Annotated in this window: 20 protein-coding genes; 6 read left to right on the forward strand and 14 right to left on the reverse strand. The window is 71.4% G+C overall.

Annotated features, from left to right (window positions below; genetic code table 11):
• Window positions 1–17: 17 nt before the first annotated feature.
• The 4 genes from NQO67_RS24000 to NQO67_RS24015 form a co-directional block, all read right to left on the reverse strand.
• Window positions 18–1,106, reverse strand: a complete 1,089-nt coding sequence (locus NQO67_RS24000) for a YlbL family protein (RefSeq protein ID WP_255952271.1) — start codon at window positions 1,104–1,106, stop codon at window positions 18–20.
• A gap of 93 nt (window positions 1,107–1,199) precedes the next feature.
• Window positions 1,200–1,388: a hypothetical protein gene (locus NQO67_RS24005; RefSeq protein ID WP_255952272.1), complete on the reverse strand. Its 189-nt coding sequence runs from the start codon at window positions 1,386–1,388 to the stop codon at window positions 1,200–1,202.
• Between the two features lie 174 nt (window positions 1,389–1,562).
• A complete protein-coding gene (locus tag NQO67_RS24010) occupies window positions 1,563–1,994 on the reverse strand; it encodes a molybdenum cofactor biosynthesis protein MoaE (RefSeq protein WP_255952273.1) in 432 nt (143 codons plus the stop codon).
• A gap of 47 nt (window positions 1,995–2,041) precedes the next feature.
• Complete coding sequence (locus NQO67_RS24015) at window positions 2,042–3,151, reverse strand: SDR family oxidoreductase (RefSeq protein ID WP_255952274.1); 1,110 nt, start codon at window positions 3,149–3,151, stop codon at window positions 2,042–2,044.
• Window positions 3,152–3,340: 189 nt separating this feature from the next.
• On the opposite strand from NQO67_RS24015, the gene NQO67_RS24020 reads away from it, so the two are divergent.
• Complete coding sequence (locus NQO67_RS24020; RefSeq protein ID WP_255952275.1) at window positions 3,341–4,846, forward strand: zinc-dependent metalloprotease; 1,506 nt, start codon at window positions 3,341–3,343, stop codon at window positions 4,844–4,846.
• 98 nt (window positions 4,847–4,944) lie between these two features.
• Entirely contained in the window at window positions 4,945–5,436 is a 492-nt protein-coding gene (locus NQO67_RS24025; protein ID WP_255952437.1) for an NUDIX hydrolase, read from the forward strand.
• A 62-nt stretch (window positions 5,437–5,498) separates the two neighbouring features.
• On the opposite strand, the gene NQO67_RS24030 is transcribed toward NQO67_RS24025, so the two are convergent.
• From NQO67_RS24030 to NQO67_RS24045, 4 genes are all read right to left on the reverse strand, one after another.
• Window positions 5,499–6,254, reverse strand: a complete 756-nt coding sequence (locus NQO67_RS24030) for an AIM24 family protein (RefSeq protein WP_255952276.1) — start codon at window positions 6,252–6,254, stop codon at window positions 5,499–5,501.
• A 13-nt stretch (window positions 6,255–6,267) separates the two neighbouring features.
• Entirely contained in the window at window positions 6,268–6,948 is a 681-nt protein-coding gene (locus NQO67_RS24035; protein ID WP_255952277.1) for an AIM24 family protein, read from the reverse strand.
• A gap of 8 nt (window positions 6,949–6,956) precedes the next feature.
• The gene (locus tag NQO67_RS24040; RefSeq protein WP_255952278.1) at window positions 6,957–8,948 is read right to left on the reverse strand and encodes a TerD family protein; all 1,992 of its coding nucleotides are present in this window, start codon (window positions 8,946–8,948) and stop codon (window positions 6,957–6,959) included.
• Between the two features lie 120 nt (window positions 8,949–9,068).
• Entirely contained in the window at window positions 9,069–9,659 is a 591-nt protein-coding gene (locus tag NQO67_RS24045) for a M48 metallopeptidase family protein (protein WP_255952279.1), read from the reverse strand.
• A 299-nt stretch (window positions 9,660–9,958) separates the two neighbouring features.
• On the opposite strand from NQO67_RS24045, the gene NQO67_RS24050 reads away from it, so the two are divergent.
• On the forward strand, window positions 9,959–11,311 hold the full coding sequence (locus tag NQO67_RS24050) for a TOMM precursor leader peptide-binding protein (RefSeq protein ID WP_255952282.1): 1,353 nt from the start codon (window positions 9,959–9,961) through the stop codon (window positions 11,309–11,311).
• A gap of 41 nt (window positions 11,312–11,352) precedes the next feature.
• Window positions 11,353–12,951 (forward strand): ABC1 kinase family protein, encoded by a 1,599-nt coding sequence (locus NQO67_RS24055; RefSeq protein WP_255952283.1) that lies wholly within the window; start codon window positions 11,353–11,355, stop codon window positions 12,949–12,951.
• A 114-nt stretch (window positions 12,952–13,065) separates the two neighbouring features.
• Here the strand turns inward: NQO67_RS24055 and NQO67_RS24060 are convergent, their stop codons facing one another.
• The 4 genes from NQO67_RS24060 to NQO67_RS24075 form a co-directional block, all read right to left on the reverse strand.
• Entirely contained in the window at window positions 13,066–13,389 is a 324-nt protein-coding gene (locus NQO67_RS24060; RefSeq protein WP_255952284.1) for a putative WhiB-interacting protein, read from the reverse strand.
• The gene (locus NQO67_RS24065) at window positions 13,386–13,754 is read right to left on the reverse strand and encodes a WhiB family transcriptional regulator (RefSeq protein ID WP_255952285.1); all 369 of its coding nucleotides are present in this window, start codon (window positions 13,752–13,754) and stop codon (window positions 13,386–13,388) included. The genes NQO67_RS24060 and NQO67_RS24065 overlap by 4 nt, the downstream gene beginning before the upstream one ends.
• A 164-nt stretch (window positions 13,755–13,918) precedes the next feature.
• Window positions 13,919–14,239, reverse strand: coding sequence for a hypothetical protein (locus tag NQO67_RS24070; protein ID WP_255952286.1), 321 nt, complete (start codon window positions 14,237–14,239; stop codon window positions 13,919–13,921).
• Window positions 14,240–14,401: 162 nt separating this feature from the next.
• Complete coding sequence (locus tag NQO67_RS24075) at window positions 14,402–16,687, reverse strand: ATP-dependent DNA helicase UvrD2 (protein WP_255952287.1); 2,286 nt, start codon at window positions 16,685–16,687, stop codon at window positions 14,402–14,404.
• A gap of 249 nt (window positions 16,688–16,936) precedes the next feature.
• On the opposite strand from NQO67_RS24075, the gene NQO67_RS24080 reads away from it, so the two are divergent.
• A complete protein-coding gene (locus tag NQO67_RS24080) occupies window positions 16,937–18,187 on the forward strand; it encodes a COG1361 family protein (RefSeq protein WP_255952288.1) in 1,251 nt (416 codons plus the stop codon).
• A 76-nt stretch (window positions 18,188–18,263) separates the two neighbouring features.
• Window positions 18,264–18,506: a mycoredoxin gene (locus NQO67_RS24085; protein ID WP_255952289.1), complete on the forward strand. Its 243-nt coding sequence runs from the start codon at window positions 18,264–18,266 to the stop codon at window positions 18,504–18,506.
• 122 nt (window positions 18,507–18,628) lie between these two features.
• Here NQO67_RS24085 and nudC read toward each other — a convergent pair whose 3' ends face one another.
• Both nudC and NQO67_RS24095 read right to left on the reverse strand, forming a co-directional pair.
• A complete protein-coding gene (gene nudC, locus NQO67_RS24090) occupies window positions 18,629–19,591 on the reverse strand; it encodes an NAD(+) diphosphatase (protein ID WP_255952290.1) in 963 nt (320 codons plus the stop codon).
• 417 nt (window positions 19,592–20,008) lie between these two features.
• Window positions 20,009–23,518 (reverse strand): ATP-dependent helicase, encoded by a 3,510-nt coding sequence (locus tag NQO67_RS24095; RefSeq protein WP_255952291.1) that lies wholly within the window; start codon window positions 23,516–23,518, stop codon window positions 20,009–20,011.
• Window positions 23,519–23,593 lie beyond the last annotated feature (75 nt).

The following is a 23,593-nucleotide window of genomic DNA, read 5'->3' on the forward strand; positions in this document are numbered from 1 at the left end:
CCCTCAGCCGGACCGGGTCACCCCTTGGCGCAGAGGGGCAGGTCCGCCGTCTTCCCGCCGCGGATGTCGGCGAGCGCGTCCAGCGCCCCGTGCAGCGTGTTCACCTTGACTAGCGTGAGGCCGCCGGGGGCGTTCTTCTCGGCCTCCGCACAGTTCCCCGCCGGGGTCAGGAAGTACTTGGCCCCCTTGTCGTGCGCACCGATCGTCTTCATCCCGATCCCGCCGATCCGGCCCACCGTGCCGGAGTCGTCGATGGTGCCGGTGCCGGCCACGAAGGCGCCGCCGGTGAGGTCCCCGGGGGTCAGCTTGTCGATGAGGCCGAGGGAGAACATCAGTCCCGCACTCGGGCCGCCCACGTCGGCGAGCTTGATGTCGATGGCGAACGGATACGTGTGGTCGGTGCCGGCCTGGATGCCGACGATCGCCCGGTGGTCGTCCTCCGCACTGCGGGTGGTGATCTTGACGTTCTTCGTCGTGGTCGCCGTCCGACCGTCCTTCTCCGCGTCGGCCTGCGCCTGGGCCGGGACCACCGTGAAGACCACGGCCTGCCCCGGCTTGTGCCGGGTGACCAGCTTCGCCACGTCGTCCGGCTGCTTCACCGCGGTGCCGTCCACGCTCTTGATGACGTCGCCGGCGTGCAGCCTGCCCTGGGCGGCGCCGCCCTTGATCACCGAGGAGACGACCACCCAGGTCTTCACGGGGATCTTCAGCTCCCGCAGCGCAGCCACCTTGGCGCTCTCCTGGGACTGGCTGAACTCCTCGGCGTTCTCCTGATTGGACTGTTCCTCGGTCTGGCCGTCCGGATAGAGGGCCTGGTGCGGAACGACGAGCCGGTCGTCGGCCAGCCAGCCGTAGACCGCCTCTATGAGGTTCATGTTGTACTCGGCGCTGGTCACGCGGACCGTCGTCATATTGAGATGACCGCTGGCCGGGTAGCTCTTGTGACCCGAGATCTGCAGGACCGGCTCACCACCGTGATCGGACAGGGTGTTCACCGTCGGCCCCGGAGACATCTCCGAGTACGGCACGCTGATGAACACTCCCGCGCACATCAGCGCGATCAGGATCAGGGTTGACGCGAGCATCGTCGCGGTCCGGCGTGGCATGGCACGACAGTACGTGACCAAGCTGAGAGCGCACGGCCGGGGCCTCCCGTGGAGGTACGGAAGGCCCCGGTGCAGTACGTCGGGCGCGAGTGGTCAGACGGCGTCGGCAGGGTCCGGTTGGGACTCCTGCAACGCCGGCCTCTCCATCGCCGCCCGGAACCGGGCGTAACCCGCGAGTTCGGGACCGTCGCCGATCTTGCGGTGGCGTCCGGCCCAACTGCCCCACAGCCCCGCACCGACCGCACACACAAGCGGAATCAGCAACCAAGCAAGTGCCGCCATGCCGACCTCCCAACCCCAAGAGCAACCGCAACTGACTGATCAGCAGATTAAAGATCTACACCGTCAACGCTCACCGGCCTGCTCCGGTTACGCAACCGGAATCCTCCCGAGGCCACTCTTAGATCATCTGCCGACACTCGCCGGGCTGCTCCGAGGCGAGCGGAGAAGAAGGCGCTACGCGCCCACCCATTCCTCGGTGCCGTCCGTGAATGTCTGGTGTTTCCAGATCGGGACCTCCTTCTTGAGGTCGTCGATCAGCTTGCGGCAGGCCGCGAAGGCCTCCGCGCGGTGCGGGCAGGAGACGGCGACGATCACGGCCAGGTCCCCCACCTCCAGATCACCCACTCGGTGGACCGCGGCCAGGGCGCACGCCGGATACTCGGCGGCGACCTTCTCGGCGACCCGGCGCATCTCGGCTTCGGCGGTGGGGTGGCAGGAGTAGCCGAGTCGCTCGACACCGGCTCCGCCGTCGTGGTTGCGCACCGTTCCCACGAACAGCGCGGTACCGCCCGCCGCGGCGTCACCCACGGCGCCGAAGACCTCGTCGATGGACAGCGGCGCTTCGCGTACGGCTACCAGCCGGACGACCTCAGAGGTGATTGGCATGGCCTCATCCTAAGAAACCACGCGATCGAGGGAACCCGTCCGCCCGCCTACCGTCGTCGTGCCTTGCGCGCCCTGCGCACCAGTGCCGCCGTGCCCAGCAGCGCCACGGTCGCCCCTGCGGCACCCGCCGCCGTGGCGTCCTTGCGGCCGAGCCGCCGCCCGGCGACCGTGTGGCGTCCGGCGACCTCCTCGAGGAGCTGCGCGAGCACCTCCTCGTTGGTCCACTGCGGCCGCCACCCGGCGTCGTGGAGACGGCTGACGCTGACCACCCAGGGGTACATCGTGTACGCCAGGTCGCCCGCGGGCGAGGGCGTGAGGCCGATGCGGTGCAGCCGGGCGGCGGCGCCCAGGGCGACCGCGGAGGGCAGCTCCATACGGCGGATGCCGCTGAGCTCCTCGACCTCCTCCTGCTCCAGCCAGCCGTCACAACCGACCGCCAGCTCCCCGTCGACCTTCTCCAGGACGGCATACTCCAGGGCGCAGCACAGGTCCTCCACGTGGCAGAACTGCCAGGCGGGCCGGGACCCGGCGACCACCAGCAGCCGGGGTGACTCGAAGTAGCGGGTGAGCGCGGTGTCCGTGCCGCCCACCAGGACGGCCGGCCTGACCACGGTCACGTTGAGGCCGGGGTGCGCGCGCGGTGCACGGCGCGCGAGACGTTCGATCTCCAGGAGGTCGCCGACGCCGGTGGCCTCTGCCGTCGCACGTAGCTCGGCGTCCTCGGAGAGCGGCAGAGGGTTGTCGGCAAGCGCCCCGTAGACCATGGCGGAGGTGCACAGCACCACCCTGCGCACCCCGGCGGCGGCAGCGGCGGTCAGCACGGTCTGCGTGCCGCGGACGTTGTAGGCGCTGCGCGCGACCGGGTCGGTGCCCAGGTCGAGGTCGACGGCCAGGTGCACCACCACGTCCACGCCGCGCAGCTTCCCGGCGATGGCCGGATCGCGTACGTCCAGCACGTGCCAGCGCGCCGCCGCACACTCCCCGCGCCGCTCGTCGACCGCCACGACCTGGGCCACCGCGTCACTGGCGGCGAGCCGCTCGGTGAGCAGGGCGCCGACGCCGGTGGCGGCGCCGGTGACGGCCACCACCGGCCCGTCCGACCCGGGCGGCGTGCCAGGGTTTCGCGCTGCGCGAACCTGTGGATCTGGGGAACTCACCAGGTGTCTCCAGCGGTTGTCATCGGTACGTACGCCATCGAAAGCACACGAGCAGTGGCATCCATCCTGCCGCAGCCAGCGAGTCGGCGGAGCACCGAGCCCCGAAGGGCGCGGGGTGTCTACGCTGGACGGTGACGCAGGGCACCCGCCGTCGGACGGTACCGGCGGCCCGACGAGCCGAGGAATCCCGTGAGTGACACCCCATTCGGATTCGGCCTTCCGCCGGAGGAGCCGGACGACGGCGACGAGGGCAAGAAGAAGGACCAGCAGGACGGGGGTGGCCAGGGACCTGCCAACCCCTTCGGTTTCGGGTTCCCAGGGGCCGGCGGCCCGGGCGGGGACAATCCGCTGGCCGCCATGTTCGGCTCGATGAACCCGTCGGACCTCGGTGCCGCCTTCCAGCAGCTCGGCCAGATGCTGTCCTACGAGGGCGGTCCGGTGAACTGGGAGATGGCCCAGCAGATCGCCCGCCAGACGGTCGCCCAGGGCACCGCGGACGGCACCAAGGACTCCAGCGTCGGTCCCACCGAGCGCTCCGCCGTGCAGGAGGCCGTCCGCCTGGCCGACCTCTGGCTGGACGACGTCACCTCGCTGCCCTCCGGCTCCGGCTCGGCCGTGGCCTGGAGCCGTGCGGAGTGGGTCGAGGCGACCCTCCCGGTGTGGAAGGAGCTGGTCGACCCGGTCGCCGAGCGGGTCGGCTCGGCGATGGGTGATGTGCTGCCCGAAGAGATGCAGGCCATGGCGGGCCCGCTCATCGGGATGATGCGTTCCATGGGCGGCGCCATGTTCGGCAGCCAGATCGGGCAGGCCGTGGGCGTGCTCGCCGGCGAGGTGGTCGGCTCGTCCGACATCGGCCTGCCGCTCGGCCCCGCCGGCAAGGCCGCGCTGCTCCCGGTGAACATGGCGGCCTTCGGTAAGGACCTCGGCGTGCCCGAGGAGGAGGTGCGGCTGTATCTGGCCCTACGCGAAGCCGCTCACCAGCGGCTTTTCGCCCATGTGCCGTGGCTGCGTTCGCACCTGTTCGGGGCTGTCGAGGGGTACGCGCGCGGGATCAAGGTCGACACCCAGAAGCTGGAGGACGTGGTCGGCCAGCTCGACCCGCAGAATCCCGAGCAGCTCCAGGAGGCACTCCAGCAGGGCATGTTCCAGCCCGAGGACACGCCCGAGCAGAAGAACGCGCTGGCGCGCCTGGAGACCGCCCTGGCCCTCGTCGAAGGCTGGGTGGACGCGGTGGTGCACGCGGCCGCCGCCCCGCGCCTGTCGTCGGCCGGTGCGCTGCGCGAGACGCTGCGCCGCCGCAGGGCCAGTGGTGGCCCTGCCGAGCAGACCTTCGCCACCCTGATCGGCCTGGAGCTGCGCCCACGCCGCCTGAGGGACGCCTCCCGGCTGTGGGCCTCGCTCACCGACGCCCGAGGTGTCGACGGCCGGGACGCCCTGTGGTCCCACCCGGACATGCTGCCCACCGCGTCCGACCTGGACGATCCGGACGGCTTCGTGCACCGTGAGCAGCTGGACTTCTCCGAGTTGGACAAGATGCTGGGCGAGGCGGCCGGCGGCACCGCCACCGGCAAGCCCGACCTCACGAAGGACAAGGACACCGGCGCCGCGGACTCCGGCCCCGAGCCCGGCACCCAGACCCCCGAAAAGGACACGGACGCCGACGGTGACGGCCCCGAGGGCGACGGTGAGCGGTGAGCCCGCATGACCACGCAGACGTCCCTGACGACACGGCCCTCCATGGGGACACGGTCCTCCCCGACGACACGGTCCTCCATGAGGACGCCGTCCTTGTCCTGAAGGCGTATCCGGCGCAGGACGAGCTGCGACAGGCCTACCTCGACCATCTCGCCGCCCGCCCGGACGGCATGTGGAAGGCGTGCTCGGCCGGCCACATCACGGCCAGTGCCCTGGTGATCGACCCCGAGCGCGGCCGGGTGCTGCTGACCCTGCACAAGAAGCTCCGCATGTGGCTCCAGATGGGTGGCCACTGCGAGCCCTGCGACCGCACCCTGGCGGGCGCCGCCCTGCGGGAGGGCACCGAGGAGTCCGGCATCCAGGGTCTGACCCTGCTGCCGGGTGGGCCGGTCCGCCTCGACCGCCACCAGACGCCCTGCGCCTGGCACCTCGACGTGCAGTACGCGGCCCTCGCCCCGCCCGACGCCGTCGAGACGATCAGTGACGAGTCCCTCGACCTGCGTTGGTTCCGCTACGAGGCGGTGCCGCAGGTCGCCGACGACTCCGTCAGCCGGCTCGTCGAGGCCACCCGGGAGCGCCTGGGAGTCTGAAACAGCCGAACGGTAAGGGGCGTCCGCCATGGCGGATGCCCCTTACTCGAACGCGGTGGACGTCAGTTCCAGACGTTGCCCTGGTTCACGCCGTGGGCACCCTGCTGACCCATGCCGTACTGGGCACGCAGCCCCTGGCCGATCATGGCCTGCTGCGGCGGCAGCAGCTCGCTGGGCTGGACGAGCGCATAGCCCTGCCCCATGAAGCTGAGCTCCCATCCCTCGCCAGTGCTGCCACGCCGCCGCCACACGCCAGAGGAGTGCGTCTGCGCCTGCATCTGCACCCGGAGGCCGTTGGACCAGGCGACGATCGCGTCGGCGTCGGCATTGACGTAGCGGTCCGGGGTGACCTGGAGCATCAGGGGCTGGCCCGATGTCATCAGGGCGACCTTGCCGCGCCCCGTGATGACGAGCTGGTACTTGCCCGAGCCGGAGATCCCGTACTGGCTGTCCACGGCGATGACGTCGTGGTGCAGGGAGGAGTCCATGGCCAGGACGTAGGTGCTGTCCACGGTCAACCCGTCCTGGTCGACGTCGACGACATGGATGTGCTGGCCGAGGTTGGCGAAGTAGACGGTGCCCTGCCCGTGGCAGCGCATGAGGTCGAGGCCCTCGCCGGTGAAGTAGCGCGCCTGTTGCTGGTTGTTGTTCTGGTACTCGGCCTCGAACTCCAGCAGCCCCTGGTAGGCGACCATCGCCCCCTTGCGGGCGAGCACGTCATCGTGGCCCTCCAGAGTCACCCGCAACATCTGCGGGTTCTGCAGGGCGTAGCGTTCCTGGGTCTGCTGCTCGGTGAAGCCGAAAAGCGAGCTCTGCATGTCCTTCTCCCCCTCAGTGCCGGATCCGGAGGCGGTCGCTGGAGTCCTCGCTGGGCTGGACGACGACGATGCCCTGCCCGGAGAAGCCCATCTGGTAGGCCTCGCCGCTGCCGCGTCCGATGAGCGAGCCGGCCTTGAAGCTGCGCTTGCCCTTCACCTTCAGGTTCGGCGACCAGGCGACGAGCGCATCCGGATCCACGTAGGTCTCGTCCTCGCCCCGACCGCAGTCGACCACGATGGGCGTGCCCCGGGAGGTGAGCGCCACCGAGCCGTGGCCGGAGATCTGGATGTTCCACAGACCCTGCCCGGCGAACTTGGCCAGTCCCTTGACCCGCTCCACCCCCCATTGGAGGTGGGCGTCGAAGGCGAGCAGATTGGTGCCGTTCACGGAGAGGGCGTCCCCATTGAGGTTGATGATGACGACGTCGGCGCCGTAGTCCGCCAGATAGAGCAGGCCGTCCCCGGTGCACTTCATGAGCGGAGTGCCCTCGCCGGTGATCCAGTCCCGGGCGATCTGGCGCACCGCCGGCGGGTTGGGCTCGTACTGCACGAAGCCCTCGTAGGCGACCATCGACCCTACGCGTGCGAGGAGGTCCTGACCGCTCTGCATGGCGACCTTGACCATGTGGCTGCCGTGGTTCTCCATGCGAGCGGCCACCGGTGCCGGGGCGAAGCCCGCGAGCTGCTGATTCATGACGGACCTCAGACCTCGTACGGCTGGACGACGATGAAGTTCCCGGGCGCGCCCCGGAACTGGAGGTTCACGCTCTCCCCGCTGTCGCCGGGGTAGGCGTTGCGACGCATCCGCACCTGGCTGGAGACGATCACCTGGGAGGCGGCCGACCAGGCGACGACCGCGTTGCAGTCGGCGAAGGTCGTCGGCGTCACCGGGAGCACGACAGGGGTGCCCTGCGTCTTCACGACGACCGTGCCGGTGCCCTGGAACTGCATGGTGAACAGCGCCCCGCCCGGAATGCCGTGCCCCTCGATGCGGCGCACCTCGTACTGGAGGGTCTCGTCGAAGGCGAGCACGTTCTCCGACGAAATGCAGATCGCGTCGCCCTGGAGCTCCACGGGGTGCACATGGGCGGCGTTCTCCGCGAGGAAGACCTGCCCGGTGCCCGAACAGCGCATCAGCTGCATCTCCTGGCCGGTCGCGTTGCCCACGATCCGGCCGGCGAACCCGGCGCCCTTGTAGCTGAAGTCGACCTTGCCCTGGTACAGCACCATGCTGCCCTGGCGGGCCAGTACCGACTGCCCTGAGACGCCCAGGTCCACCCGGACCAGCTTCTTGTTCTGGAGCGTCCAGCGCTGGCCGGTGGGGGCCTCCTTGTAGGCCTCGAGTGCCCCCATGACCCCTGGTGCGGACGGTCCCGTCGGCACCACGGTGGCCGGCCCCTGCTGGGCCATCGCCCCGGCGAACCCCGGCTGCGGCATCGCTCCGGCCGGTCCCGGCTGCCCGGGCGGCTGTCCGTACGGGGAGGGCGCCGCGGGCTGCCCGGGGAAGGCGCCACCGGGCGGCTGACCGTACCCCTGCGGTGGCGCGCCCTGCGGGTACCCCTGCGGTGGCGCGCCCTGCGGCTGGCCGTAGCCGGGCGGCGCGGCGGGCGGCGCCCCCTGCGGGTAGCCGTAGCCGGGCGGCGGCGCACCCTGACCAGGCAGCTGACCGCCCTGACCCGGCATCGGGCCGCCCTGACCCGGCGTTTGGCCGAACGGTGGCTGCGCGCCGGGATGCGGCTGCGGCTGGCCGGGGGGTGCCGTCTGCGGCTGGCCGGGAGGAGGCGGCTGGGGCTGCCCCGGGACGGGTGGCGGCCCTGTCTGGGGGTGCGGAGACGGTGCCGACGGCGGCGGTACGACACCGCCGGGCGCGACGATGGTCGGCGCGGCGTGCACAGAGGGTTGGCCGGGGCCCGCCGGGGGCGCGTAGCCGCCCTGCTGGGCGGGCGCGGGCGCCTGCTGCGGGTCTGGAGTGGTCGGTGTGCCGGGTGCGCCGGGTGCGCCGGGTGCGCCGGGTGTGCCGGGTGTGCCGGGTGTGCCGGGTGTGCCGGGTGCAGGCTGCGTCGTCTGGGCCGGCGGGGCGAACGACGGGGCGCCACCGCCCTGCGTGGGGGCTGCGAACCCCGGAACGCCGGCCTGCGGCTGCGGGGCCTGTGCGGCAGGCTGCTCCTCGGCGACCTCTCCGCCGAAGTTCCTGAGCAGCGCGTCCAGACCGCCGTCGAAGCCCTGGCCCACCGCGGCGAACCGCCAGACGTCCTTCAAATAGACGTCGCCCAGCATCACGGCGCGTTCCGTGGAGAACTCCGCGCCGGTGAAGGAGTACCGGGCCACCTCATCGCCGCCGGCAACGATCCGCAGATAACCGGGCCCGACCTGCGACATCTGGCCGGCGCCGTCGATGGTGGCGGTGAACGACAGCTTCTGGATCTGAGACGGAATCCGGTCGAGCGTGACACGGAACGACTCGGTGTCGCCGGCCTGCGGCCCGAGGAGCTGGATGGACTCCTCGGGCGACTTGGGCTGGTTGAAGAAGACGAAGTAACGGTCGTCGGAGAGCCGTTCGCTCGCGTCCAGTCCGAAGCAGCTGATGTCGAAGCTCAGTCCGGGACCGGAGATGTACACCCCCACGTACAGATCGGTCCCAGCCGTCAGGTCGCTGATCCTGGCCTTGTGGCCGCGTTGGAATTCCCGTGTCATGCGCTTACGACCGTCCCCCATCCCGATGGTGTGTGCGTCGCGCCAGGCTAACCGCAATTCCCGGCCACATACGAAGCCGGTACAGAGCCGCTACACAATCACCGGGACGGGTGCGTGTCCTCAGCGTGCGGCGGGCACATGAGGCAGCCGGTCAGCGGCCACCACGCCCTCGAGATAGCCGCGTGCGCGCTCGGTACGCGGATACGCCTCCAACAGCCCCCAGAACCGGGGGCCGTGCCCCGGGACGAGCAGATGAGCCAGTTCGTGGACGAGTACGTAGTCGATGACGTACTCGGGCATGCCCTGGAGACGGTGCGAGAGGCGGATGCTGCCTTCGGCGGGGGTGCAGGAGCCCCAGCGGGTGTTCTGGTTGGTGACCCAGCGGACCGAGGTGGGTCTGGCCCGGCCGTCGAAGTACTGTTCCGACAGCTGACCGGCGCGTTCGATGAGCTGTGCGTCGCCGAGGACCCGCTTGCTCTCCTGTGCGGCGAGCTTGTCGAGCATGACGGTGACCCAGCGCTGCTCCTCCGCCTTGGACATGCGGGCCGGGATGAGCACGACGGTGCGATCGCCCTCGCGGTACGCGGAGACCGTCCTGCGCCGGCGGTTGCTCCTGCGGACCTCGACCGCGCTCACCCGCGAGCCGCCGGGCGGCTGGCGTGTCGTACTGCGCTGCGGTTCTCCGGCGCGGTGCGGTCGATCGGCGGGCACGCCTCGACGTTACCTGCTCCACCTGCGGGAAGTCCCGCCTCATGGGCGCTTCCTCACGCGATCTACGCCCCGACTGAGCGATTCGCCGTCTTTGTCCGGCACTTTTACCGGCGTATTCATATGACTAATCGCGGAGCCTGTGGATAACTTTCTGCGGCCCTGCGGCTCAGCGGTCAATCTGGAACCCGGTCGGCGCCGCGACGGGGGACGGCGCCGACCGGCCGGGCACCCGTTGTGCCCGGCCACTGAGCCAGAATCCGCGGGAAGGTACGGGGGACGCCATGCACACGGTCGACACCATGCATCCGGTCTTGAAGCCCGCGCTACGGCGCGGCTGGCGTGATCTGAACACGGTCCAGTTCGGCGTGGCACCGCCGCACGCGGTGGTGCTCGGCCCGGTCGATACGGCCACCGGCGCTTTCCTGACCTTGCTCGACGGCACGCGCGGCCTATCGCTGCTGCGTGCGGAGGGCCGCCGCATGGGCCTGCCCGAGGGGCATGTGGACGGGCTCATCGAGCGCCTCGTCCAGGCGGGCCTGCTGGACGACGCCACGGGCGGCGGACCGGCCGCCGACGCCCTGCGCCGCAGCGGCGACGTGATCGACCGGCTACGCCCGGACCTCGCCTCCCTGTCGGTCGTCGATACGGCACCGGGCGGGGCCATGCGGCGACTGGCCGCGCGCCGTGCGTTGCGCGTCCAGGTCCGCGGCGCCGGTCGGGTCGGGGTGGTCGCAGCGGCCATGCTGGCGGCAGCGGGCGTGGGCATGGTCGACGTGCAGGACGGCGGCCGCGTCGAGCCCTGGGACGTCGCGCCGGGCGGGCTGCCGCCCGAGGCGGTGGGCGAGCGCAGGTCCGAGGCAGCGCGCCGGGTGGTCCGCAAGGCGGCTCCGGACCGGCCGCCGCGAGCCTCCGGAGGCCGCGCGCAGCCCGCTTCGGCCGGGCGCGCCGAGCCGGGACCGAGCCGGTCCGAGCTGTCGCTGGTGCTCCTGGCCCCACGGGACGGCCTCTATGCGCACACCCCCGATCCGGCCACCGCGGCCGACTTGATCACGGCCGGCATCCCGCACCTGTACGCGGGAGTCATGGAAGCCACGGGTGTGGTCGGTCCGCTCGTGCTGCCGGGATGGACCGCCTGCGCGGGCTGTCTCGCGCAGGAGCGCACGGACGCGGACCCCACCTGGCCCCGGCTGTTGGCGCAGTGGCGCTCGGGCCGGCAGCGCCAGGTGATCGCGGGTGACACGGCGTTGGCCGGCATGGTCGCCTCCCTCGCCGCCGCGCACGCGCTCGCCTTCCTCGACGGCGAGGCTCCGGCCAGCGCCGAGGCACGCTGCACCGTGTCGTCACCGCGTCTGGAGTGGCGAGCCGAGCCCCTGCTCCCCCACCCCCACTGCCCCTGCGGTGCCCACCACGCCACGGCCCGCGAGCGCCACGCGGGCTTGAGCCCGGCAAGCCCGGCGAGCCCGGCACCGAGCAGCCGACGCGCCACGAGCCGGCCGCCCACGGACCACCGGGACCATCGGGCCACGGCGCTCACTCCGGAGGTCTCCCACACCACAGATCCGCACGCCACGGCCCATGTCGACGCGTGTCGTCAGATCAAGCGGGTACGCACCGCCGTGGTCGGCGAGCGACACGAGACAATGACTCGGTAATCGCCGCACGCGGCACGGCTGTCTGGGTTATGGAGGGGTGCATGTCCGATCTTCCCCGCAAGGCGGTCACCCGTACCGCGAAGCTGGCCGCGCTACCGCTCGGCTTCGCCGGACGCGCGACCTGGAGTATCGGCAAACGGATCGGCGGCATGTCAGCGGAGCTCGTCGGCCGAGAGCTACAGCAGCGTACGGCGGACCAGCTGTTCCGGGTGCTCGGTGAGTTGAAGGGCGGTGCGATGAAGTTCGGGCAGGCCCTGTCCGTCTTCGAGTCCGCGCTTCCGGAGGAGATCGCGGGCCCCTACCGTGCCGCGCTCACCAAGCTTCAGGAAGCCGCGCCGCCGATGCCGACCAGCACGGTGCACTCCGTGCTCGCCGAACGGATGGGTGACGACTGGCGCGAGCTGTTCCTGGAGTTCGACGACAGGCCCGCGGCTGCCGCTTCCATAGGGCAGGTGCATCGGGCGGTGTGGCACGACGGCCGCGAGGTCGCGGTGAAGGTCCAGTACCCGGGAGCCGGCGAGGCCCTGCTGTCCGACCTCGGCCAGCTCAGCCGGTTCGTCAGGCTGCTGGGCCCGCTGATCCCCGGCATGGATATGAAGCCGCTCGTCGCGGAGCTCCGCGCCCGCGTCTCCGAGGAGCTCGACTACGCACTGGAGGCCGAGGCCCAGCAGACTCACGCGGAGGAGTTCGCCGACGATCCCGATGTGCGGGTGCCCGAGGTGGTGCACCAGAGCGAGCAAGTGCTGGTCACCGAGTGGATCGAGGGAACGCCACTGTCCGAGGTGATCACGCAGGGCACTCCGGAGCAGCGCGACAGGGCCGGTCAGCTGCTGGCCCGGTTCCTGTTCTCCGGGCCGGCCCGCACCGGTCTTCTGCACGCCGATCCCCACCCGGGCAACTTCCGGCTGCTGCCCGACGGCGACGGCGGCTGGCAGCTGGGCGTGCTCGACTTCGGCACGGTGGACCGGCTGCCGGGCGGGCTGCCGCCGACCATCGGCGCCTGTCTGCGGATGACCCTCGACGGCGAGGCCGACGCCGTCTACGCCCTGCTCCGCGGGGAGAACTTCGTCAAGGAGGACATCGAGCTCGACCCGGCGGCCGTGCTGGACTACCTGCTGCCCATCATCGAGCCCGCCCAGGTGGAGTCCTTCGAGTTCACCCGGAGCTGGATGCGCAGCCAGGCGGCCCGCATCGCCGATCCCCGCTCCCCCGCCCACCAGTTGGGCAGGCAGCTCAACCTCCCGCCCTCCTACCTCCTGATACACCGCGTCACCCTGAGCACCATCGGCGTCCTCTGCCAGCTCGGCGCGACCGTGCGGTTGCGGGAGGAGCTGGAGGACTGGCTGCCGGGCTTCCTGGACATGGAGGAGTACGAGGACGAGCTGCTCGAAGAGGAACTGTCCGAAGACGAGGTGTCCGAAGACGGGCTGTCGGAGGGCGAGCCGGTCGGGGACGGAGCGGCCGAGGACGAGCCATCCGAGAAGGAACCGATCGAGAAGGAACCGGTCGAGAGCGAGGCGCCCGGAGGTAAGCCGGCCCGGGACGAGTCTGTCGACGACGTTGCGGACGATGGCCGGTTCGAGGCCGATGGCCGATCCGCCGGGCGCAGCGCCACCCGGGAGCCGGCAGCGGAGGCCTGAGTCCGTCCGCAGCGGACGTACAACACGGCAGTGCCGCCCCCCGGAACTCCGGGAGACGGCACTGCCGTGACGATCGTGACGCCGTCGCGCGATTCTGGACGGGCCTGTCGGCGGTTACTGCATGACCGCCATGGCCAGTGCCCGGCGGGCACGCAGCGACGCGCGTTCGGCGCGACGCTGCATACGGCGGGCGGCTGCCAGGCGCAAGGCCCGACGCTGTCCGTCCGCGTCGCGCAGCTGGTCGTGCAAGTGCGCACGAGCCAGGGCTTCTGGGATGAGTTGCATTTCGCGGGTCCTGTTCTGACGCGAGTCGCTCGCGCCGATGGTGCGGGTGTCCGGTGTCGCGGAACCCAGGGGTTCAGAGTGGGTCGGCTGCATCGGGGCCTGCTTCATGGGGTCGTGCGTCGCTGGACGATCGATGGTTCCGATGGTGCTCATGCCGCCACCGGGTTCTTGCGCGGGCGACCACGCGGCCGCTTCCGGGCGACGACAACACCCTGGACGAACAGCTCGCCACCCCAGACGCCCCAGGGCTCACGACGCTCCTTCGCGCCGGCGAGGCAGGCCTCGACCAGCGGGCAGGTGCGGCAGAGGGACTTGGCGTACTCGACGTCTGCCGGGGACTCGGCGAAGAAGACCTCCGGGTCGTAGGAGCGGCAGGGGACGGGTACGCCGAGGTTCTCGATGGCGTCGTCGAGCGCGGTGAGCGTGGTGAGCGGAGTCACGGTGGAGTCCTCTGTCAGGCCGGGCGGTGGGATCGTGTCTGAAGGCGGTACGGACGGGGCGTGCGCTTCGAGTTGCACGGTTCGTCTTCCTCGTCTGGTCGTTCCGGCCGGTGGGCCGGGTGGCTGGTACCGGATCTGTTCCTGTCCCGAGGCCCCCTCGCTCTGTCTTCCGGTGAGGAAAACAGAAGGGCCGCGGATCCCTTATGTGGGTTCCGCGGCCCTGAAGGCGCCGGCCTGATCGATCAGGCTGGATCTCTCCAGGGTTCGAGCCCACGGAAGGCCCACATCGTGTGGTGCTGCTGCGTCTGCTTGGGGTATCCGGCACCGGCTGCCGCAAAGGCATAGACCGTGGTCTCTGCCTTTGCTACTGCTTCCGGTGCCAGGGTCGGTCGCAGATTGCGCTCACGGACGCCGAGGCCCGCGAGGGACATGGAGGACGCCGACCGGACGGCGGGAATGCCGGACAGGCCGGTGCCCAGGGGCGAGGTACCGAGCAGGCAGGAAACGGCGATCGAACGATCGTCGAGTTTCGTGCTGATGGAACCGGTGTTGATGCTGATCACTTCAATCGCCTCCTCTCGGCGTCTCGGGGACCGGCCGGAGCCGATCCAACGACTGTCAAGTACACCACGAAACCGGGGCTTCGGAGAAGCATCCGTTTCCGATGGCAAGAACCTATGGGGATGGATGGCGCCTACGCAAACTATTTTTTCGACGAGTTTGCATCAGTCGTCCGAGCCGTCCTCCGCACGCTCGTCACCTGCACAAAGGGCCAACACCTGGGCTCCGAACCGGCGCGTCTTGCGGATGCCGACCCCCGGGATGCGGGCCAGATCGCTCTCCTGTTCGGGCATGGCCTCGGCGATCGCCACGAGGGTCTTGTCCGTGAAGACGCAGTACGCGGGCTGTCCGGCCCGCCGGGCCTGCTCGGCACGCCAGGCGTGCAAGCGCTCGTACAACGCCTCGTCCATGTCGGAGGGGCAGTCCTCACAGCGCATCAGCTTCATCGCGCCCGCGTCGGTCAGGGTGCGGCCGCAGACCCGGCAGCGGGCAGGCGTGCGCTTCCTGGGCCGCGGGGGTGCGGTGTTGCCCCACTCGATGCCGCCCGCCGCGCCCGTACCGCGCGCCGCCGTCGGACCGGGCTTTCCTGACCTGGGACGCAGACCCTCCAGAAACGGACTCGGTATACGGCCGCCACGGCCGCCCGGCGTGCGGGACAGCGACCACGAGAGGGCGAGGTGCCGGCGGGCCCGGGTGACGCCCACGTAGAGAAGGCGGCGCTCCTCCTCGATCTGCTCGGCGGTCTTGGCATAGCTGATCGGCATCATGCCGTCGACGACGCCGACGACGAAGACCGCATCCCACTCCAGGCCCTTGGCGGCGTGCAGCGAGGCGAGGGTGACACCGTCGACGGTGGGGGCGTGCTGGGCACCGGCGCGCTCGTCGAGCTCGGTCATCAGGTCGGCCAGGGTCGCGTCCGGCCGGGCGCGTGCGAAGTCGTCGGCGAGGCGGACCAGGGCCGCCAGTGACTCCCACTTCTCCCGCACGGCGCCGGATCCGGCCGGCGGCTCCGGCGCCCATCCTTTGGTTCGAAAAACTGCCCTGACCTGAGCGGACAGGCCTTCCGCCGTGCTGAGCACCGCATCGTTCTGCCCGAAGCGGGCGGCGGCCCGCAGGGCGGCGCCCGCCTCCCGCACCTCAGGGCGGTCGAAGAACCGCTCGGCGCCACGCACCTGGTACGGGACGCCTGCGTCGGCGAGCGCCTGCTCGTAGGTCTCCGACTGGGAGTTGGTGCGGAACAGGATGGCGATCTCGCCGGCCGGCACGCCGGAGGCGATCAGATCGCGGATACGGCGGCCGGTGCCCTCGGCCTCGGCCGGCTCATCCGGATACTCCACGTAACGGGGCTCGGGGCCCGGGTCGCGCTGGGAGACCAGCTCCAGCCGGTGCTCGGCGGCGCGACCGCGGGCCTGGGCGAGCAGGCCGTTGGCCAGGTGGACCACCTGGGGGGTGGAGCGGTAGTCGCGGACGAGCCGGACGAGGGTGGCGCCGGGGTGCCGGGCCCGGAAGTCCAGCAGGTGGTCGGGGGTGGCGCCGGTGAAGGAGTAGATGGTCTGGCTGGCGTCCCCGACGACACAGAGGCTGTCGCGCTCGCCGAGCCACAGGTCCAGGAGACGCTGCTGGAGGGGGCTGACGTCCTGGTACTCATCCACCACGAAGTGCTGGTACTGGTCGCGCACCAGGTGGGCGATGTCGGCACGGTCCTGCAAGATGCCGACGGTGAGCAGCAGTACGTCCTCGAAGTCGATGACGGAGCGGTCGCGCTTGACGTCCTCGTAGGCGGCGTAGAGCTGGGCGATCTCGGCGGCGGATCGGGGCAGCAGGCGGCCGGACGCGGTGGCGGCGGAGGTGTAGTCGGTGGGGGCGGTCTGGGTGACCTTGGCCCACTCGATCTCGGACGTGACGTCCCGCAGCTCGGTGCGGTCCAGGCGGACCCGGCAGGAGGCCGCGGCCTCGGCGACGAGCTGGCTCTTGCGGTCGACGAGCCGCGGCATCTCCCCGCCGACCGCCCGGGGCCAGAAGTACTGGAGCTGGCGCAGCGCAGCGGAGTGGAACGTGCGCGCCTGGACGCCGATGACACCGAGCTGGCGGAGCCGGCCGCGCATCTCGCCGGCGGCGCGGTTGGTGAACGTGACGGCGAGCACCGTGGCCGGCTGGAGGATGCCCGCATGCACGCCGTAGGCGATGCGGTGCGTGATGGCGCGGGTCTTGCCGGTGCCGGCACCCGCCAGGACGCATACCGGCCCGTGCAACGCGGTGGCCACCTCGCGCTGCTCCGGATCGAGCCCGTCCAGCACCGCGTCGGCACCCTGAGGGGGCGCCGTGACCTGGCCGAAAGAGCCTGAGCCGGGCGGGAAGAGGGTCGAATGCGTCGCTGATGTCACCCCGCCATGCTGCCAGGTCGCTGTGGCGCGGGAGCCAGTTGTCCACAGGGGGGCGGAGATAGTCATACGAGTTGCCCTGGGTTCGCGCGGAAGCCGTAATTCCGGCGTGCAGCAGTGGCCGGCGGTGCTCGCGTGACGCCAGAGAGGACGGGGCGTGATCAAACCTTTGCCTTACCGGGCTACAACCCCATGACGATCCCGGCGGTCTAGGCAGCGCCAGAACCTTCCGTACGTCGGAAGTTTGCTTCGCCGTCGTCCATCGTTCGCGTACGTCGCCCGACCGGCGTACGCCCCCACCGATCGAGGAGAGTCGCCGTGCGTCAGCGCCAGCGCCAGCCCCGTCGTCCGTCCACATCCCTGCGCACGGCCGCAGTCCTGGCGGCCGCTGTGCCTGTTCTCGCGTTGGCCCCGGCCGTCCAGGCCTCCGGCGATTCGGCGGACGGCCACGCCCAGCCCGATCTGGTGGTGTCCGAACTGCCGGCGGTGACGCTGCAACCGGGAGAGGTCCGCCACGACACGGTGACCGTCACCAACAACGGCACGGCGCCCGCCGACGGCTTCCTCTTCCGCATCCGCCTCACCCGCGGTCTCGCCTTCCCCGGATCGGACTCAGGCTGCACCTACTCGACCGCCTCCGACCAGGAACATCAGGCCCTCTGCCGGCTCGATGTCACCTTGCAGCCGGGCGCGAGCACCACCGTGCCCGTGCCGATCAAGGTGCTGTCGAAGGCGCTCATGGAGGCCGTGGAGTACGGCACCGGCGCCACGGGCGCAGACCCCGGCGCCTCCGGCGGGGGATCCGCCGAGAGCTACCACCAGACGCTGCTGAAGGCGGACAACTCGGCCGACTTCGTCGCCGTGGGCGACCAGGCATGGGCCCACCCGGGCCGGACGGTGACCCTCCGGGCCTCGCTGCGCAATGCGGGCCCCGGCTGGGTGCGCATCAACGACAGCGACGACCAGCCCGCGCTCATGGTGACCGTCCCGCCGGGCACGGTCGCCGTCCGGGTGCCTTCGGACTGCCAGCCGTTCGACATCGACGGGCCGAGCGGCCCCTCGCAGCCCGGCAAGCCGGTGTACGTGTGCTACCCGAGCGACCACACCTTCGAGGTGGGTTCGGTCCACTCGTACACGTTCCAGTTGAAGGTAAACCGAGGCACCCCCACCACCTCGGGTGAGGCGAAGGTGACGTCCGTCTACGGCATCCACCCGGACTTCGACCACAACGCGGCCAACGACAAGGCCGCACTCACCGTCTCGGTGCACGGCCACGGTCACGGGCACGCGCAGGGCTCCGGCTCCGGTGCGAGCCCGACGCCCACCCCCGAAGCGAAGGCCGGTGCGGCCGGCACGCACTCCCCCGCCGCCGCCGGCAGCGGACGGGACCAGGCAGGGGATCACGCGGACACGGCACTCGCCGCGGACTCCGCCGCCGACGCCACCCCCGCCGGCAACGGCACGGGCGCCACCCCCTACGTGGCCGCCGCAGGAGCCCTGACGGCCGCAGGTCTCGGCGGGCTGGCCTTCCTGGCCGTCCGGCGGCGCCGCCGGGAAGGCTCCTCCTGAGCATGGGGAATGGCGCGACGTCCCCGAGCGTTCCGTCCAGTGCATGACGCGCCCCACCCATGAAGGAGTAAGAGACATGCCGGGCACGGTGAAGATGTACAGCACCACGTGGTGCGGCTACTGCCGCCGCCTCAAGGGCCAGATGGACCGCGAAGGCATCGGCTACGAGGAGATCAACATCGAGCTGGACCCGGAGTCGGCGTCCTTCGTGGAGAAGGCGAACGGCGGCAACCAGACGGTCCCGACCGTGCTCTTCCCGGACGGCAGCACGCTGACCAACCCCTCGCTGGCCCAGGTCAAGCAGAAGCTGGGCGTGTGAGCGACGCAGGGGTGTGAGCCACGCGGTGCGTCCGCGCCGCTCACACCCCGAGCGCTCCCTCGCTCGAGAACGCGCCGGGCCGGGTACGGGCCGGCTGCCCGGGACGAACGTCCGGGCAGCCGCTATATGGCGGCTGTGGTCGGCTTCGGGAGGGGCTTGCCGTACCAGAGCTCGATGAGGCGGGCCGCGATCGAGATCCCGTAGGGGGGCAGCACCTCCCCGGACTCGAACGCGGCCCCCAGCTCGTCCCGGGAGAACCAGCGGGCCTCGGAGATCTCCTCGCCGTCCACGGTGATCTCGGACGAGAGGGCGCGCGCCATGAAGCCGAGCATCAGACTCGACGGGAACGGCCACGGCTGGCTGGCGACGTAGTCGACCTCGCCCACGACCACACCGGCCTCCTCCAGGACCTCGCGGCGCACGGACTGCTCGATGGACTCACCGGGCTCGACGAAACCCGCCAGGGTCGAGAACCGGCCCTCCGGCCAGTGCATCTGGCGGCCCAGCAGCGCACGGTCCTCGTCGTCCGTGACCAGCATGATCACCGCGGGGTCGGTACGCGGATAGTGCTCCGCGCCGCAGGCCGGGCAGCGACGGACGTGGCCGGCCGCGGCGATGACGGTGCGTTCGCCGCAGCGTGAGCAGAAGCGGTGCAGGCGCTGCCAGTTCTCCAGAGCGACCGCGTGCACCATGAGACCGGCGTCACGGGGCGACAGCAGCAGGCCCGCCTCGCGCAGCCCGGCGGGACGCGCGGACTGGTCCATGCGACCGGGCAGGGAGTCCTTCTGCAATGCGAAGTAGCTGACGCCGTCGTCGTCGGTGCCGAGGAAGTAGCGGTGCGACTCGGTGAGCGGGGCCTCGAAGGAGGGCGTCATCACGAGTTCGGTGCTGCCGTCCGAGGTCTCGTCGATGAGTACCCGGCCGCCTGAGACCACGAAGACCCGGGTCGTCGGGTGGCTCCACGCGGCGGCCAGCCATGCCTCGTCCATCCGGTGGTGCGCCGCGCGGTCGATGCCGCTCGGGGTGGCGAGCGAGAGCGGGCGGTCGCCGATGCGGCCGTCGATGGGATCGGTCCAGGTGGTCACGGTTGCTTCCAGCTCCCCCGGTGCAAAGGTCGATTCGGTGGCGTGGTGCGGCGAGGCATGCGGCAGGACGTGTCGGGACGGCGTGCGCCGTGGGCGGACGGGACGGCGCGTCCTGTGTGACGTGCGCCGCCGGGCGCGCGGTCCGGGGCGTGAGAGCCACTCGGTACGCGGCATGGGGCGTCTGTGCCGTTGTGCACGCCGTCCCGGCGGAGGGTCGCGGGGGGTGCGGGCGGAGTGGGGGGCCGCTGCGTGGTGGCGGGACGGAAGCGGGCACGACGCTCCCGTGGAGGTGGATGGGTGGTGTCGACGGCGCTGTCAACGGGCTTGCTCATGGCTTCGAGCCTAACGGCCCGTGGAAGAGGGCCTCCGTCCCGTGGGCCGCCTCAGCCGCTGACCACCGTCTCGCTGTGACAAGGTTCACGAGGCCGTTTCGTCCGGTGCCCCTGGTCCGTCCACCAGGAGGCGCTCCAGTTCCGCCCGGCCCGGTAGCCGCTCGGGGCGGACGATCCGGCCCGTGCGTATGTGCACGAACGCGGCCCGTACGGATCGCAGCGGTATGCCGTGCCGCTCGGCCCAGGCCAGCCGGTAGATGGCGAGCTGGAGCGGGTCGGCGGGTGCGGTGCCCTCGGGCCCCTGGCTGCGGCCGGTCTTCCAGTCGACGATCTCGTAGGTGACGTCGGCGCCGTCGCCCTCCTTGTCCCCCTTCTCCTCCTTGTAGACCGCGTCGATACGGCCGCGTACGACACGGCCCGCGAGGTCGATCTGGAAGGGCACCTCTACGCGGTACGGCGCGCGATGCGCATAGGGGGTGCGTTCGAAGGCCTCCTTGAGCACCTCCAGGTCGTGCTCGTCGGCGATCTCGGCGTCCTCCCCTGGGAGCTCTTCGGGGTCGAGCAACGGCAGTGGCAACGCCTCGAACCGGGACTCCACCCAGGCATGGAACCGGGTGCCCCGGCGGGCGGCGGGCCGGGGCGGCCTCGGCATGGGACGCGCCAGCTCCCGGGCGTACCCGTCGGGGTCAGCGGCCAGCTGTACCAGTTCGGTGGCCGTCAGCGACGGTGGCAGGGGGATCTCGGTCACCGCTTCCCGGCTGCGGAGCAGTTCCTCCGTGAGGGCGTCGAGGTCCCGGTCCCAGGAGGCGATGGTGCGGGCTTCTTCGGGGGTGGGTTCGCCCGGGTCCACGCGGCTCTCGGAGGGTACGGGGCCTGCGGAGGAGGGCGGGCCGCCGCCGGCGCCGGAGGCGTCGGGGCTTGCAGCGCCGACGCCGTCGGGACGTGCAGAGGCGGCTGCGCGCGCACTGCGGGCGCCGGGGACTGCGGTGCTGTCCGGCGGGTCCTCGGCGGCGTCCGGCGCGGTGGTGAGGGCGGCGACGTGCTCCAGCACCCGCGCCGCGGCGGCCCTGCGGTGAGCCAGCGCGGTGGGATCGAGCGGCAGCGGCCAGGCCTGGTCGGCGGCCACGTCCTCGAGGGCCGGGTTCTTCTCGTCCTCGTCCGGTTCGGCGGCCCAGGCCTCGATCTCGCCGTGTCCGGCGACGCAGTGCTCGTAGAGCGCGAGGAGGAACTCCGAAGGCCCGCGTGGCCGCTTCTGCGACGGCCCCCACCAGTGCCCCGAGCCCAGCAGCAGGGACCGGGGACGGGTGAACGTGACGTAGCCGAGGCGTAGTTCCTCAGTGTGCTGGTGGTCCTTCATCGCCTCGTGGAACGCGCGCATGGCCGGGGCGTCGAAGACCTCGCCGACGTCGGGCAGGGTGGCGGCGTCACCGCGCAGGGAGTGCGGCAGCACCTTGCCCTGTGCCGTCCACTTCTCACGTCCCTGGGTGCTGGGGAAGGTCCCCTTGACCAGTCCTGGGACGGCCACGACGTCCCACTCGAGGCCCTTCGCCTTGTGGGCGGTGAGCACCTTGACGGTGTTCTCACCGCCCGGCAGGGCGTTGTCCAGGCCTTTTTCGTACTGGGCCGCGGTGTGCAGGAAGCCGAGGAAGGCGAGCAGGGTGGCCTCGGTGTCGTGGGCGGCGAAGGACGCCGCGATGTCCAGGAAGTTCGACAGGGTCTCACGACGGCGCGCGGCCAGGGCGTGCGGCGAGGCGGAGAGCTCCACTTCCAGGCCGGTGACGGCCAGCACCCGGTGCAGTACGTCCATCAACGGGTCGGCGAGCGACCGGCGCAGGTCACGCAGCTCCGCCGCGAGGTACGCGAACCGCACCCGCGCCGCGGAGGAGAACGGCAGACCGTCGTCCTGGTAGTCGGGCCCGAACGGCGTCTCCAGGAAGGTGTCCAGGGCGTCGGCGAGCGAGACCACCTCCGCGGGGTCGACCCCCTCGACGGCCTCGGCGAGCCTCCGGTCGGCGTCATCGGGGTCGCCGGGCGCCGTGTGCTCGTACCGGACGAGCAGCCGGGCCCGGCGGCCCAGCAGGGCCAGGTCGCGCGGGCCGATACGCCAGCGCGGGCCGGTCAGCAGGCGCACCAGAGACGCGTTGGCACCGGGGTCCTGAAGCACTTCGCAGACCGCGACGAGGTCCGCGACCTCCGGCAGGTGCAGCAGGCCGGACAGGCCGACCACCTCGACCGGGACTTCACGGGCGACGAGCGCCTTCTGGATCTCGGCGAAGTCGGTCGCGGTGCGGCACAGGACGGCGATCTCGCCGGGTGGGGTGCCGGTGCGCACGAGGTGGGCGAGGGAGTCGGCGAGCCAGCCGATCTCCTCGGCGTGGGTACGCAGCAGCGCGCAACGGACCGTGCCGTCGCGCTCGGCGCCGGGGGCGGGCCGCAGGGCCTGCACGCCCGCGTGCCGGGCGCGCAGGGGCGCGGCGAGGCCGTTGGCGAGGTCGAGGAGGCGGCCACCGCTGCGGCGGTTCTCGCTGAGCGCGTGGCGGGTGGCGAGGCCGCCGTCGGCGTACGGGAAGTGGCGGGGGAAGTCGTCGAGGTTGGCGACGGAGGCGCCGCGCCAGCCGTAGATGGCCTGGCAGGGGTCGCCCACGGCGGTGACGGGATGTCCGGTGCCGCCCCCGAAGAGGCCCGCCAGGAGGATGCGCTGGGCCACGGAGGTGTCCTGGTACTCGTCCAGGAGGACGACGCGGAACTCCTCCCTGAGGATGCGGCCGACCTCGGGGCGGGTACGGGCGAGCGTCGCCGACAGGGCGATCTGGTCACCGAAGTCCATCAGGTCCCGCTCGCGCTTGACGGCGCGGTAGCGGGCCACGAGTGCGGCGAGGTCGCGGCGGGCGGCCGCGGCTTCGGGAACCTTGCGCAGGTCGGCGTTGCTGAGCTTGACGTTCTCCAGGGTGTGCAGCAGCTCGGCGTCGTGGGCCCGCAGGTCCTCGGGGTCCACGAGGTGTTCGGACAGCTCCGCGTCGAGGGTCAGCAGGTCGCTGACGAGGTCGGGGAAGGAGCGGGTCAGCGCCGGGTACGGGCCCGGGGCCTCCCTCAGGACGCGGGCGGCCAGCTGGAACCGGGTCGCGTCGGCGAGCAGGCGCGTGGTGGGTTCCAGGCCGATGCGCAGGCCGTGGTCGGTCAGCAACCGCCCGGCGAAGGCGTGGTACGTGGAGATGACGGGCTCGCCCGGGTGGAGGCCGTCTTCAGGTGGCGGGGGGAGGCCGGCGGCCGGGGGGTCCCCCGCACGCTGCTGAGGCAGCCCGGGAGCGTCGGGGTCGGTGACGCCGGCCTTCACCAGGGCGGCGCGCACCCGCTCGGCCAGCTCACCGGCCGCCTTGTTCGTGAACGTCAGGCCGAGCACCTGCTCGGGCGCCACCTGGCCGGTGCCCACCAGCCAGACGACCCGGGCCGCCATCACCGTCGTCTTGCCGGATCCGGCTCCGGCGACGATCACCTGCGGCGCAGGCGGCGCGGTGATGCAGGCCGTCTGCTCCGGGGTGAAGGGGATCCCCAAGAGCTCCTTGAGCTGCTCGGGGTCGGTGATACGGGCATTCACGTCGAAAGAGGCTAGCGGGGCCCACTGACAGCCGAACCGGGCGCCCACCAGGGCAAGCTCACACGCCGGCGGAAC

Source organism: Streptomyces odontomachi, assembly GCF_024435355.1.
GTDB lineage: Bacteria > Actinomycetota > Actinomycetes > Streptomycetales > Streptomycetaceae > Streptomyces > Streptomyces odontomachi.